This is a genomic window from Pseudomonas sp. Marseille-P9899, assembly GCF_903166565.1.
Lineage (GTDB): Bacteria > Pseudomonadota > Gammaproteobacteria > Pseudomonadales > Pseudomonadaceae > Aquipseudomonas > Aquipseudomonas huaxiensis.
Genome location: NZ_CAESCG010000003.1, coordinates 79,335 through 92,068, shown reverse-complemented (window position 1 = coordinate 92,068; position 12,734 = coordinate 79,335). Strand labels below are relative to the sequence as shown.

13 protein-coding genes are annotated in these 12,734 nt (G+C 63.5%); 6 read left to right on the top strand and 7 right to left on the bottom strand.

Annotated features, from left to right (window positions below; translation table 11 throughout):
- Positions 1–2,322 carry a penicillin-binding protein 1B gene (gene mrcB, locus HWV67_RS16245; RefSeq protein WP_175652007.1) on the bottom strand — a complete coding sequence of 774 codons (2,322 nt, stop codon included), beginning with the start codon at positions 2,320–2,322 and terminating at the stop codon, positions 1–3.
- A 117-nt stretch (positions 2,323–2,439) separates the two neighbouring features.
- Between mrcB and HWV67_RS16240 the strand changes: the two genes are divergently transcribed.
- The 3 genes from HWV67_RS16240 (at position 2,440) to HWV67_RS16230 (ending at position 4,878) form a co-directional block, all read left to right on the top strand.
- A complete protein-coding gene (locus HWV67_RS16240) occupies positions 2,440–4,002 on the top strand; it encodes a bifunctional aminoglycoside phosphotransferase/ATP-binding protein (protein ID WP_175652006.1) in 1,563 nt (520 codons plus the stop codon).
- A gap of 102 nt (positions 4,003–4,104) precedes the next feature.
- The gene (locus HWV67_RS16235) at positions 4,105–4,449 is read left to right on the top strand and encodes a pentapeptide repeat-containing protein (protein WP_175652461.1); all 345 of its coding nucleotides are present in this window, start codon (positions 4,105–4,107) and stop codon (positions 4,447–4,449) included.
- A gap of 156 nt (positions 4,450–4,605) precedes the next feature.
- On the top strand, positions 4,606–4,878 hold the full coding sequence (locus tag HWV67_RS16230; RefSeq protein ID WP_095159765.1) for a TfoX/Sxy family protein: 273 nt from the start codon (positions 4,606–4,608) through the stop codon (positions 4,876–4,878).
- 177 nt (positions 4,879–5,055) lie between these two features.
- On the opposite strand, the gene HWV67_RS16225 is transcribed toward HWV67_RS16230, so the two are convergent.
- From HWV67_RS16225 to HWV67_RS16210, 4 genes are read right to left on the bottom strand one after another with little or no spacing between them, the layout of a single operon-like run.
- Positions 5,056–5,952 carry a ChaN family lipoprotein gene (locus HWV67_RS16225; protein WP_175652005.1) on the bottom strand — a complete coding sequence of 299 codons (897 nt, stop codon included), beginning with the start codon at positions 5,950–5,952 and terminating at the stop codon, positions 5,056–5,058.
- A gap of 9 nt (positions 5,953–5,961) precedes the next feature.
- The gene (locus tag HWV67_RS16220) at positions 5,962–6,729 is read right to left on the bottom strand and encodes a heme ABC transporter ATP-binding protein (RefSeq protein ID WP_175652004.1); all 768 of its coding nucleotides are present in this window, start codon (positions 6,727–6,729) and stop codon (positions 5,962–5,964) included.
- On the bottom strand, positions 6,729–7,712 hold the full coding sequence (locus tag HWV67_RS16215; RefSeq protein WP_175652460.1) for a FecCD family ABC transporter permease: 984 nt from the start codon (positions 7,710–7,712) through the stop codon (positions 6,729–6,731). The genes HWV67_RS16220 and HWV67_RS16215 overlap by 1 nt, the downstream gene beginning before the upstream one ends.
- Before the next feature lie 50 nt (positions 7,713–7,762).
- Positions 7,763–8,644, bottom strand: coding sequence for a heme/hemin ABC transporter substrate-binding protein (locus tag HWV67_RS16210; RefSeq protein ID WP_175652003.1), 882 nt, complete (start codon positions 8,642–8,644; stop codon positions 7,763–7,765).
- A 168-nt stretch (positions 8,645–8,812) separates the two neighbouring features.
- Here HWV67_RS16210 and HWV67_RS16205 point away from each other — a divergent pair, with 168 nt between their 5' ends.
- Complete coding sequence (locus HWV67_RS16205) at positions 8,813–9,130, top strand: Rieske (2Fe-2S) protein (RefSeq protein WP_095159760.1); 318 nt, start codon at positions 8,813–8,815, stop codon at positions 9,128–9,130.
- Here the strand turns inward: HWV67_RS16205 and sfsA are convergent.
- Positions 9,120–9,833, bottom strand: coding sequence for a DNA/RNA nuclease SfsA (sfsA, locus tag HWV67_RS16200; protein ID WP_175652002.1), 714 nt, complete (start codon positions 9,831–9,833; stop codon positions 9,120–9,122). The two genes, HWV67_RS16205 and sfsA, sit on opposite strands and share 11 nt — an antisense overlap.
- The gene (locus HWV67_RS16195) at positions 9,833–11,005 is read right to left on the bottom strand and encodes a pyridoxal phosphate-dependent aminotransferase (protein ID WP_175652001.1); all 1,173 of its coding nucleotides are present in this window, start codon (positions 11,003–11,005) and stop codon (positions 9,833–9,835) included. The genes sfsA and HWV67_RS16195 overlap by 1 nt, the downstream gene beginning before the upstream one ends.
- Before the next feature lie 213 nt (positions 11,006–11,218).
- Between HWV67_RS16195 and dksA the strand changes: the two genes are divergently transcribed.
- Together dksA and gluQRS are read left to right on the top strand one after the other, a co-directional pair.
- Complete coding sequence (gene dksA, locus HWV67_RS16190; RefSeq protein WP_175652000.1) at positions 11,219–11,662, top strand: RNA polymerase-binding protein DksA; 444 nt, start codon at positions 11,219–11,221, stop codon at positions 11,660–11,662.
- A 66-nt stretch (positions 11,663–11,728) separates the two neighbouring features.
- On the top strand, positions 11,729–12,616 hold the full coding sequence (gene gluQRS / locus HWV67_RS16185; protein ID WP_175651999.1) for a tRNA glutamyl-Q(34) synthetase GluQRS: 888 nt from the start codon (positions 11,729–11,731) through the stop codon (positions 12,614–12,616).
- Positions 12,617–12,734: the final 118 nt, after the last annotated feature.

Below are 12,734 nucleotides of genomic sequence, written 5' to 3'. Positions count from 1 at the left end.
TTAATTCATCCAGCCCTTCACCCAGTCCATGACCGAGTCGGCTGGTGTCTGTTCGCCGCCGCAGGCCGCGCCTGGCGCCGGTTCGCTTCCGCGAATATACGGCATCTGCACCGCGCCCGGGCAGCTCGCATCCGAGCCCTGGCCGCTGTGCGGATCCAGCCATGCCTGAACGACGTTATCCGGCATCGGCATGTCCAGCGGCAGCGGGTCGGCCTTGCGCATGAAACTGGTCCAGACCTGCAGGGCACCGGTGGCGCCGGTAAAGGGCGTCTTGCCGTTGTCGTCGCGGCCCAGCCAGACCACCGCCAGGAGATCCTGGCTGAAGCCGGCGAACCAGCTGTCGCGCGAATCGTTACTGGTACCGGTCTTGCCCGCCAGGTTCAACGAGCTTGGCAGCACGCTGTAGACCGAGCGGCCAGTACCTTCGCGCATGACCCGCTGCATGGCGTTCTGCACCAGGTAGATGGAACCTGGATCGAAGCGCTGCTGGATCTGGAACGGATAGCGTTTGAGCGGCTCACCTTCGGCGGTCAGCACGCTGCGAATACCGCGCATCGGGGTGTTGAAGCCACCGTTGGCGAGCGTCTGGTACATGGTCGCCACTTGCATCGGCGACATGCCGCCAGCGCCCAGCAACATGGACGGGAACGCAGGCCAATCGACCTCGACACCCAGGCGACCGATGGTTTTGAGCACATTCGGCACACCCAGTTCCAGGCCCAGCTTGGCCGTCGACAGGTTGTAGGAATTGGCGAGGCCCTGGTACAGATAGATCGTGCCGTGAGCGCGCCGATCATAGTTCTGTGGTTTCCAGACCTGTCCGTCAGCGCCTTTCACCGAGAACGGCTCGTCCTGCACCCAACTGGTCAGCGTGTATTGGCTGGGTTTCTCGAGCGCCGTCAGGTAGACCGCCGGCTTGACCAGCGAGCCAATCGGCCGCACGGCATCGATTGCCCGGTTGAAGCCGGCAAAGCCCGCCTGACGACTGCCGATCAGCGCCTGCACCTCACCGGTTTCCGGGTTGGTGACGACCATGGCCGCTTCGACCTCATCCGAGCCCTTGCGACCGGCCAGACGCTTGAAGGTGTCGGCCATCGAGGCTTCGGCCTTCATCTGCAGGATCGGGTCGAAGCTGGTGAAGATGCGCAGACCTTCTTCGGTCAAGTCTTCATCGCGGTAGTCCTGGCGCAGTTGGCGCTTGACCAGATCGAGGAAGCCGGGGAAGGAGCTATCCGCGAGGCTGCCGCGCTTGGTCACGCCCAGCGGCATCTTCTTCGCCGCCTCGACCGCTTCCGGCGTGGCCACGCCCTGCTCCGCAAGCAGGTCGAGCACCAGGTTACGCCGTTGCAGGGCGCGCTCCGGGTAACGCCGCGGGTTGTAGGCGGACGGCCCCTTGACCATGCCCACCAGCAAGGCCACCTGGTGCAGTTTCAACTCAGACAACGGCTGACTGAAGAAAAATTGGCTGGCGAGGCCGAAACCATGCACTGCCCGCTGGCCATCCTGCCCAACGAACACTTCGTTCAGGTACGCCTCGAGGATTTCCTGCTTGCTGTAATGCAGTTCCAGCAGCATCGCCATCATTGCTTCGGTGAGCTTGCGGGAGAGGCTGCGTTCGTTAGTCAGGAAGAAGTTCTTTACCAACTGTTGGGTCAGGGTACTGCCGCCCTGGCGCATGGCGCCGGACGAGGTGTTGACCCACACGGCACGGGCGATGGACTTGGGCGACACACCGAGGTGGTGATAGAAGTCCCGGTCTTCCACCGCTACCAGGGTATCGAGCAGGTACGGCGGCACCTGATCGAGCTTGATCAGAATGCGGTCTTCGAGGTTCTTCGGATACAGGCCACCGATCAGCAGCGGTTCCAGGCGGACCACCGCAAGCTTGGAATCATTGGGCGAACTGAGGCCGGCTACGTAGTCACCCGAGAAGCGCACCCGCACTTGCTGAGCAGGCTCCATGGCTTCATAGAACTGGAAACCACGAGTATTCAAATCGATGGTATTACCGCTGACAGCCGCCGCGCCGGGGCCGTTGACCGCACTTTCGCGCCGATAGCCGAGGGCATCGAGCTCAACGAGGAAATCCTCCTTGCTCAGCTTCTGCCCGACGAACAGCTCCAATGGCCGCGCGTAGACCTTGGCGGGAATGGTCCAGCGCTTGCCAGAGAATTTTTCCTGGACGACCGCATCGAGATAGACGGCGAAACCGGCCAGCACGACAAGGCCGACGAGACCGAGCTTGATGGCCCAGCCCAGCAGGGCGCGAACGCGGCCAGACGGTTGTTTTTTAGGGGTACGGGAGGATCGGGTACGAGTCATGGGCGCGGATTATACGCACTTTATCGTTCATCGACAGGCGCCCCCCGGCGGTTTCCAGACGGCATGCTTGTCGCCATAATGGCCGATTAGAATCCCATTTGCCCAGAAGGATCGCCCGTGAGCCAAGCCTTGATCACAGCCTTGCAGAACCCCGCCCTGTTTCCCCATCCCGTGCGGGATTTCCGGGTTATCGAAACGCACATTTCCTGGGTTCTGCTCACTGGCGACTACGCCTACAAGATCAAGAAGCCGATGAATTTTGGTTTCCTCGACTTCACCGAGTTGTCGGGCCGCGCGCACTTCTGCGCTGAAGAACTGCGCCTGAACCAGCGCCTGACCGATGGCCTTTATCTGGAAGTCCTGCCGATCACCGGCACTGCCGAGGCCCCGCAACTCGGCGGCGAAGGCACGGCGATCGAATACGCGCTGAAAATGCGCCAGTTCCCGCAGGAGCAGATGCTCAGCACCCTGCAAGCCAACGGCGAGCTGACCACCGCACACATCGACCAGATGGCGAAGCAGATCGCCGAGTTCCACCTGCAGGCACCACGGGTTTCCGCCGAGCATCCACTGGGTACGCCAGAAAGCGTGATGGCGCCCGTGGAGCAGAACTTCGAGCAGATCCGTCCCTTCCTCAGCGACAAGGCCGACCTGCAACAACTCGACGCCCTGCAAGCCTGGGCCCGCAGCAGCTTCGACCGTCTGCACACGCTGCTGGAAGCACGCAAGGCTCGAGGTTTCATCCGCGAATGCCACGGCGACATCCACCTGGGCAATGCCACGGTGATCGACGGCAACGTGGTGATCTTCGACTGCATCGAGTTCAACGAGCCCTTCCGCCTGACCGACGTCTATGCCGACGCCGCCTTCCTGGCCATGGACCTTGAAGACCGCGGGCTGAAATCCCTGTCGCGGCGCTTCATCAGCCAGTACCTGGAACTGACCGGAGACTACGAAGGCCTGGAACTGCTGAACTTCTATAAAGCCTACCGCGCCCTGGTTCGGGCCAAGATCGCGCTGTTCAGCATGCCGGCCGACGCCGATGGCGTGCAGCGCGCCACCACCCTGCGCCAGTACCGCAACTACGCCAACCTGGCGGAGAGCTACAGCGCCATTCCTTCGCGCCTACTGGCCATCACCCATGGCGTTTCCGCCGTAGGCAAGAGCCACGTGGCAATGCGCCTGGTGGAAGCACTGGGGGCGATCCGCCTGCGCTCGGACGTGGAACGCAAGCGCGTGTTCGGCGAACAAACCAGCGAGGCCGCCGGCGAGTTGCAAGCCGGCATCTACAGCAGCGATGCCAGCCAGGCCACTTACGAGCGCCTGCATCAACTGGCCGCGCTGATCCTGCGGGCCGGCTTCCCGGTCGTCATCGACGCCACCTACCTCAAGCAGGCACAGCGCCAGGCAGCGGCCGAAGTGGCCAGCGCGACCGGCGTGCCGTTCCTGATCCTCGACTGCAACGCTCCTGACGCCGTGATCGCCAGTTGGCTGGCCCAGCGCCAGGCCGACCAGAACGATCCGTCCGACGCGACACTGGAAGTGGTCACCGCGCAGCAGGCCAGCCGCGAGGCGCTGAGCGCCGAAGAGCTGCTGCAAAGCAAACGCGTGGAAACCAACGAAAGCGACAGCCTGGACAATCTGGTCAAGCAGATCCGCCAGCGCCTGCCGGGCCTGTAAAACGGTAGAGGCGTGAAGCAGTCCACACTTCACGCCTCTATTCCGCTGCCTGCAAAGGGTGACACTATAATGCCATTACCAGGCCACCCAGGAGGCGTTCTCATAAATCAGCCACGGCAACTCGACAGCACGCTGTATGCATTGATTCACAACGAGAACATCGCAGCGTTCAACCGGGAGAAACCAAAGGGCGTCAGCATCGACTTTCGCGATGGCGACTTTCGCGGCCTCGACCTGCGTAACCTCGACACCACGGGCATCGACTTCTCGGGTGCGTACTTCCGCGCGGCCGACCTGCGCGGCCTGGATTTGCGGGACGTCCCCATGGAGGGGGCGAGCATCGCCCACGCGCAGATCTCCGGGTCGTGGTTCCCTCCCGAACTGAGCGCCGACGAGATCCTCATGTCGGTGCAATACGGCACCCGCCTGCGCTACCGCACAAGCTGAACAGCACCCGGCGGACCTGCGCGTCAGGTCCGTCGGGCGCAACCCTCCCAGCACCACATGGCAAATCGCCGCGTATTTTCCAAGTGCCGCTACACTCCTCAGTGTTTACCCGCGACTTCCTCCACAAGAACCGTTCAGCCGGCGCAAGGAGGCTTGATGAACGATGAACTTCAGCACCTGAAGAATCTTGGCAAGACCTCAGCACAGTGGTTGCACGCGGTAGGCATCCACAGCGCCTCGGACCTTCGCCGCCTGGGCGCGGTGGATGCTTACCGGGCGGTGCGCACCCGAGGTTTCCGGGCATCGAAGGTGCTGCTGTACGCCATTGAAGGCGCTTTGCTGGACGTGCACTGGAACGATATCCCCGCCGAACGCAAGGAAGCACTGAACCAGCAACTAGATGCGACGGCCCTTCGGAAAAAAAATTAAGGTTTATCGTACAAATCGATTGACTTCGAAATGAGAATCACTATGATTACCACAACTGGTCGCGAGACTGGTTGGATAAGCTGAAAGCCCCTGGTTCGGACTCTCAGATTATCTCCTCATCAGGCTAATCACGGTTATTGACCCGGCATCTTGCCGGGTCTTTTTTTGCCCGCGATTTCATTGCCGCAGATCGGCGCAGTAGTCCTTCTCAGGCAAGGCGGCGGTGAACCAGACGAAATCCGCTATCGCCGGCCCGACCTCCTCGCCCACCTGAGCCAGCATCAACACGACGGTATCCTCTTGCGCCGCCCCCAGGTCAGCCAGGTGCAATGGCACACCGACATCCTTGCGCACGTGATAGCCGCCAGCCAGCAGCAAGGCCGGTGCGGGTGCCACCAGCAGACGCTGAGCCATGCGCCGGTCGCGTTGCTGCTGCACCGCCAGCATCGCCGGCAACTGACTCTCCGGGAGCATGCCGCAATGGCCCTCGCGCACTTCGTCCAGCAACACTTCGCGCACCGCCTGCGCGGTAGAGCGAGGTCCGGACAATTGCGGTGGGTTGCGGTAGATGTCTTTCATCTCGCTGCGATCCAGGTTGGCCGCGAGCACCGGGTAGCCTTGGCTGAAGGCTTCCTCCAGCAGTGGACCGTAGAGTTTCCAGTCCCAGCCATCACGCCACGCCAGCGCCTTGGCCAGATCAGCCGGCAGCGGCTTTTGCTGACGAACCGCGTCGACATTGGCCTGCTGCGCCGGCTCCAGCATTTCCAGCAACAGGCTGCCCTGTGCGCGCTGCTGCACCAGGGCCTGCAACAGCCAGCGCTGCAAGGCGTGGTGATCGGGATTGTCATGCTGCTCGCCCACCAGCACCCGTGGCGCAGCCGCCAGCCGGCTCACCAATTGTTCCGGAGTCAGCAGGCGACCGCTGGCGGTCTCGCGAATCTGCCCGAGATCGGCATGCTCGCGCCCTTCCGGGCTCTGCCATTGCGGCAACGCCGGCAGCGGTGCCATGGCGTGACAACCCGCCAAGCCCCAGGCCAGCAGAATGAGGATGCCGAACGACCGGGACCAGGGCATAGGTAACTCCTAACGGGCAATGATGAGCGGATGGCCTCGCTCGGGATGGGCATGAACCAACACCTCCAGCCCGAACACCGCCTTCAGGGCCTCGGGCTGCAAGACCTTTTGCGGCGTATCGAAGACATAAGGCCGGCCCTGTTCGAGCAGCAGGATACGATCACAATAGCGCGCAGCCAGGTTCAGGTCGTGGAGGATCACCAGCACCGCGGCGCCGCGATCGGCAAATCCGCGGACTGCCTGCAGCGTGGTGTGCTGGTGCAACGGGTCGAGGGCCGAGGTCGGCTCGTCGAGCAGCAAGGTCCGACCCTCCTCGCCCGGCCAGAGCTGCGCCAGCACTCGTGCCAGATGCACGCGCTGCCGCTCGCCACCGGACAGCGCGAGGTAGCTGCGGTCGGCCAGATGCAGGGCATCCGCCGCCTCCAGCGCCGCGTGGACGATTTCATGGTCGCGGTCCTTGCCGGTCCGATGCGGCAGACGCCCCATGCCCACCACTTCCTCAACGCGGAAAGCAAAGCCGAGGCTCGACACCTGTGGCAAGACCGCCAACAGTTGGGCGCGCTCATGGCCAGGCCAGTCGGCAAGCGCGCGGTCGTGGAGCAGGACACGGCCACGCTGGGTCGCCAGTTCGCCGCAGAGTGCACCGAGCAGGGTGCTCTTGCCCGCGCCGTTGGGCCCGAGCACACCCAGTACTTCACCTGGCTGGACCTTGAGGCTGACGCCATCGAGCACCATCTTGCGCCCGCGGACGACTTGAAGATCTTCGACCTGGAGCATCAGGCACGTCCCCGCAGCAGCAGATAAAGGAAAAACGGCGCGCCGATGAACGCGGTGACGATACCGATCGGCAATTCCGCCGGCGCCAGCGCCAGCCGGGCGATCAGATCAGCGAACAGCAGCAGCGAAGCCCCCGCCAGCAATGAGGCGGGCAGCAAGACCCGGTGGTCCGGGCCGGACAACAGCCGCACCAGATGCGGCACCACCAGCCCGACAAAACCGATCAACCCCGCTGCCGCTACCGCCGCACCCACGCCCAGTGCCGTACAGAACACCAGTTCGCGTTTGAGCGATTCGACTTCGATGCCCAGATGGCGAGCCTCCGATTCGCCCAGCAGCAGCGCATTCAAGGCCTCGGCACGACGCGGCAACCACAGCGCCACCGCCGTCGCCACCAGCACCAGTGGCCACAGGCGCTGATAACTCGCGCCGTTGAGGCTGCCCAGGTTCCAGAACGTCAGGGTCCGCAGGGTCGCGTCATCCGCCAGGTAAGTGAACAGCCCCACCGCCGAGCTGGCCAGGGCCGTCAAGGCGATACCGGCAAGCAACATGGTGGCGACGCTGGTCTGGCCGTCACGCCGCCCCAGGCGATAGACCAGCGCGGTCACACCCAGGCCGCCGAGAAAAGCGCACACCGACAGCAGATAGGGCGCGATAGCTTCCGGCACGCCACCCACCCAGGCACTACCAACAATCGCCACCGCCGCACCGAGCGCCGCGCCGCTGGAAACGCCCACCAACCCCGGGTCCGCCAGCGGATTGCGAAACAGCCCTTGCATGGCCACACCGGCCAGCGCCAGCACAGCGCCCACCGCCAGCCCGAGCAGTGTCCGCGGCAGGCGGATCTGTCCGAGAATCAACTCGGCCTGCTCCAGCCCGTCGCCATTGACTGGCAGACCGAGCAGCCGCAAGCCTGCGCGCAAGGTGTCCATCAGCGGCAGACTCACCGGCCCGAGCGCCAGCGACAGCCAGACCGCCAGCAGACACAACAGGCTGAGGATGATGAACAGCGTGCGCGGCGGGATCAGACGGGTCATGGCGCCAGTTGAGCCTTGGCCGTCGGGTAGAACGCCTGGGCCAGCGCTTGCAGGCTGGCGGGCAGACGCGGACCGAGGCCGCCGACCAGCAGCGTCGGGTCAAGATCAATCAGACGCTTCTCTTTCGCCGCACGGGATGCGGCCAGCGCGGGGTTCTCTTTCAGCAGTGCCTGCAGCGCAGCATCGCCGGTGAGGGCGCGATCAGCGAACACCACCACTTGCGGGTTCAAGGCGGCCAGCGCCTCTCCGGAGAAGTTCTTGTAGCCCTGGTGAGTCGCCAGGTTGCGGCCGCCGGCCTGTTCCACCAGCCAGGCGCCAGCGGTGTCGGTGCCGGCAATCATCGGCTTGCCGCCAGCATGGCCCACCAGCAGGATCACCCCGGGTGCCTGCTCCGTGCCCTGCACCGCCTTGATCCGGGTACGCAGGGTTTCGAGTTGCTGGCGATAGTCAGCGAAACGCTGTTCGGCCTGCTCCGGCTTGCCAAGCAATTCGCCCAGGTGCTTGAGGTTGCCCTGTACGGCTTCCAGGTCGGCGCGGCTGGAGAACAGTTCGACCCGCACCCCCGCCCCGCGAATCTGCGACAGAACCGGCGGCGGGCCCATTTCCTCGGTGCCCACCAGCACATCAGGACGCAGGCTCAACACGCCTTCGGCCGAAAGCTGGCGCTGGTAGCCAATGCTGGGCAGCGCTTTCAGCGATTCCGGGTGCTGGCTGGTGGTATCGACGCCCACCAGCCGCGACTCCGCGCCCAGCTCGGTAATCCATTCGCTCAAGGCCCCGCCAGCGCTGACCCAGCGCTGTGGCAGCGGGTCGGCGGCGTGCGCCGGGTTGAACACAAGCCCGATACAAAGGGCGATCAGGCTGGCATATCGGCGCATAACGGGGCTTCCTTTTCGATCAGGACGAACCGCCACCCCTCGGATAGCGGTGTGAGAGAAGCGCCGGGCAAGGTATAAAGGCGCCCGACGCCATCAGAGCCGGCAATTTGATAATTATTTGCATTTGAGCGTCAAGCTGCCTTGCATCCTTAACGGAGCCCATCGCTCATGCACTTCCTTTGTACCTCCGCCGAACTGGGCGAAGGCCAGAGCCGCGGTTTCACCTGCGAAAACACCGAACTGCTGGGCGTACGCCGGCAAGGGCAGGTCTATCTGTACCGAAACCGCTGCCCTCATCGCGGGATTGCGCTCAACTGGCAGCCAGACCAATTTCTCGACAGCAGCGCCAGCCTGATCACCTGCGCCCGGCATGGCGCACTGTTCCTTATCGAGAACGGCGAGTGCGTGGCCGGGCCGTGCGAGGGTGATGCCCTGGAAGCCCTCGACTGCCATGAAGACAGCCAGGGCATCTGGCTCACGGATTGAGCAGCACCGGCAAGGCGCGGTCGATACGCACCTGCTCGCTGTCCAGCGTCACGCCGTAAGCCAGCACTTCGACGCCATCGAGCACGGCGGCGCGCAGTGCGATGGCGTATCCCGGGTCAATCTCTTCAGCCGGGCGTACCGCCTCGATACCGTTGAGGTTCACACAATAAAGCTGCAGCGCGCGGACACCTTGCCGGGCCAGCGCCGCCAACTCGCGCAGGTGTTTGGCGCCGCGTTGGGTCACGGCATCGGGAAAGGCCGCGATAGCCGAACCGTCGAAGCCGAGGGTCACGCTCTTGACCTCCACATAGGCCAGGCCGCTGTCGAAGGTCAGTTGAAAGTCGATGCGGCTGTTCTCCTCGCCATACGGCACCTCGCGGCGCAGCGCGGTGAAACCCGCCAGCTCACTGATCACGCCGGCGCGCAGCGCCTCTTCGACGATGGCATTGGCCCGCCCGGTATTCACGCAGGCCAGCCGGCCTTGCGGGGTCTCGCTGATTTCCCAGGTGCCGGGCAGCTTGCGCTTGGGGTCGTTGGAGCGACTGAACCAGACCTTGCCGCCTTCCTTCATGCAGTTGAGCATCGAGCCGGTGTTCGGGCAGTGGATGGTCATCTGCTCGCCGCTCGGCAGTTCGATATCCGCGAGAAAGCGTTTGTAACGGCGCAGCAGCCGGGCTTCTTCGAGCAATGGAGAAAAATGCATCAGCCTTGCCAGCTCTTCAGTCCACGGGCAATCCGCTCCACCGCTTCTTGCAGACGCGGCAGGCTCTGGGTGTAGGCGAATCGCACATGATGGCTGGCCTGGTGCCGGCCGAAATCCACGCCGGGGGTGAAGGCGACATGCTCGGTTTCCAGGAAATGCCGGCAGAACGCGAACGCATCACCACCGAATGCGCTGATGTCGGCGTACAGGTAGAACGCACCTTGCGGCTCCACCGTGATCCCGAAGCCGAGCCCGCGCAGGGCTGGCAGGAGGAAGTCGCGGCGACGGGCGAATTCCGCGCGACGCTCTTCGAGGATCGCCAGGGTGCCGGGTTCGAAACAGGCCAGGGCCGCATGCTGAGCCATGCTCGGCGCACTGATATAGAGGTTCTGCGCCAGTTTCTCCAGTTCAGGCACGGCTGCGGGCGGTGCGACCATCCAGCCCAGGCGCCAGCCGGTCATTCCGAAATATTTGGAGAAACTATTAAGGACAAAGGCTTGGTCATCGACTTCCAGCACGCTGGGGGCGTCCATCCCATAGGTCAGGCCGTGGTAGATCTCGTCCACCACCAGATGGCCATTGTGCGCCCGGGTCGCCCGCGACAGGCCCGCCAGTTGCTCGCGATCAAGCACGGTGCCGGTCGGGTTGGCCGGCGACGCCACCAGGGCGCCGACTGTATCGTTATCCCAATAGCGCTCGACCAGATCAGCGGTCAGTTGATAGTTGACGTCCGGCCCCACCGGCACCAGTTGTGCACCGCCTTCCACCAGACGCAGGAAATGGCGGTTGCACGGATAACCCGGGTCGGCCAGCAGCCAGTGCTTGCCGGGGTCCACCAGCAGGCTGCTGGTCAGCAGCAACGCACCGGAACCGCCTGGGGTAATGAGAATCCGCTGCGGGTCGATGTTCACGCCATAGCGCTGGTCATAGAAGCCGGCAATCGCTTCACGCAGCGCCGGCAACCCGCGGGCTGCGGTGTAACGGGTGTGACCGGCGCCCAGTGCGGCCTGGCCGGCTTCGACGATGGGCGCTGCGGTGGAGAAGTCCGGCTCGCCGATTTCCAGGTGAATCACATCATGACCGGCGGCCTGCAACTCGTTGGCCCGGGCCAACAGTGCCATCACATGGAAGGGTTCGATGGCGCGACTGCGCGCACTGTAGGGCTGAGCCATGGGACTTCTCTCAATTGGGACTAAACTGGTGATTCTACCCATGCGCAACGACGAACGTATGGCTAAACCTCGCTGTCTTACCCGAGCTAACGGGGAGTAGCGCACCCCCGTCCTATCTGGTAAGTTCGGCGGCTCGCAGTCGCAGGGCCGGCGGGCGCCGGAGATGGAATAAGCCTGCGCATTGGATTCAGATGAGTGAGAGGCGGGCTATTCATGTCCACCGTAGAAAAGCAAAAAGCAGGCTCCATGTATGGTCTCGACCCGTATGTCGCAACCAAAGATGAGGAGTACATGGGCGAGCCCATGAAAAAACACTTCATCAAGCTGCTCGGTGCCTGGAAACAGGACCTGATGACCAGCGTGGACCGCACCGTGGACCATATGAAGGATGAAGCGGCCAACTTCCCCGATCCGGCAGACCGTGCCAGCCAGGAAGAAGAGTTCGCTCTGGAGCTTCGTAACCGTGACCGCGAACGCAAGCTGATCAAGAAAATCGACAAGACTTTGCAAAAAATCCAGGACGATGAATACGGCTGGTGCGATAGCTGTGGCGTGGAAATCGGCCTGCGTCGGCTGGAAGCCCGTCCTACCGCGGACCTGTGCTTCGACTGCAAGGAAATTGCAGAGAAAAAGGAAAAGACCGTCGGCAAGGGCTGATCCTTACCGCATCTAGAACGGGGCGCATATTGCGCCCCGTTTCATTTACAGATCCCGGCATCCACCATGAACCAGTCCCACTACATCGGACGCTTCGCTCCGACACCCAGTGGCTTCCTGCACTTCGGCTCGCTGGTCGCAGCCCTCGCCTCCTGGCTTGACGCCCGCGCGGTCGGTGGCCGCTGGCTGCTGCGCATGGAAGACATCGACCCACCGCGCGAAGCCCCCGGCGCCCAGGCCGCGATTCTCAAGACACTGGAAAGCTACGGCCTGGAATGGGACGGCGAAGTCGTCTACCAGCATGACCGCCACGATGCTTACGCCGAAGTGATCGAACGCCTGTTCCGCCAAGGTCTGGCCTACGCCTGCACCTGCTCGCGCAAACAGCTGGAAGGCTACAGCGGCATCTACCCGGGCCTGTGCCGCAACCTCTGCCATGCGCGGGACGATGCCGCGATTCGGATTCGTGTACCGGAATTGACCTACCGCTTCACCGACCGTGTCCAGGGTGATTTCGAGCAACATCTGGGACGTGACGTCGGCGATTTCGTCATTCAGCGGCGCGACGGCCTGTATGCCTATCAGTTGGCGGTGGTGCTGGATGATGCGTGGCAAGGCGTGACCGATGTCGTTCGCGGCGCCGACCTGCTGGACAACACACCGCGTCAGTTGTACTTGCAGGAGTTGCTTGGGCTTGCGCAGCCGCGCTACCTGCACGTGCCGCTGATCACCCAACCCGACGGGCACAAGCTGGGCAAGTCCTACCGCTCCGCGCCGCTGCCGGCTGAACAGGCCACGCCCCTGATCCTGCGGGCATTGCGTGCACTGGGCCAGGGCACCGATCCGGCGATGGTCGCGTCCACCCCGGCCGAGGTGCTGCGCCATGCCGCCGCGCACTGGGATGCCGATGCAATCCCGCGCAGCCTCACCCTGCCCGAGGCCCAACTGCGCTGAACCCGGTCTTCCGGCAGAAAGACCAATAAATTCAATTCCTTGGGCCGCTGCATGAAGTCCGTTTGCAGGCAGCGGCCCTTCCGTTACCATCGCCACAGTTTTGCGCCAATAATAAGTC

Coding starts and splice junctions, on each gene's coding strand:
- HWV67_RS16225 (WP_175652005.1), bottom strand. CDS start 5,952: ATGCCCTGGTCCCGGTCGTTCGGCATCCTCATTCTGCTGGCCTGGGGC.
- HWV67_RS16195 (WP_175652001.1), bottom strand. CDS start 11,005: ATGGCTCAGCCCTACAGTGCGCGCAGTCGCGCCATCGAACCCTTCCAT.
- mrcB (WP_175652007.1), bottom strand. CDS start 2,322: ATGACTCGTACCCGATCCTCCCGTACCCCTAAAAAACAACCGTCTGGC.
- sfsA (WP_175652002.1), bottom strand. CDS start 9,833: ATGCATTTTTCTCCATTGCTCGAAGAAGCCCGGCTGCTGCGCCGTTAC.
- HWV67_RS16220 (WP_175652004.1), bottom strand. CDS start 6,729: ATGCTCCAGGTCGAAGATCTTCAAGTCGTCCGCGGGCGCAAGATGGTG.
- HWV67_RS16230 (WP_095159765.1), top strand. CDS start 4,606: ATGAACGATGAACTTCAGCACCTGAAGAATCTTGGCAAGACCTCAGCA.
- HWV67_RS16210 (WP_175652003.1), bottom strand. CDS start 8,644: ATGCGCCGATATGCCAGCCTGATCGCCCTTTGTATCGGGCTTGTGTTC.
- gluQRS (WP_175651999.1), top strand. CDS start 11,729: ATGAACCAGTCCCACTACATCGGACGCTTCGCTCCGACACCCAGTGGC.
- dksA (WP_175652000.1), top strand. CDS start 11,219: ATGTCCACCGTAGAAAAGCAAAAAGCAGGCTCCATGTATGGTCTCGAC.
- HWV67_RS16205 (WP_095159760.1), top strand. CDS start 8,813: ATGCACTTCCTTTGTACCTCCGCCGAACTGGGCGAAGGCCAGAGCCGC.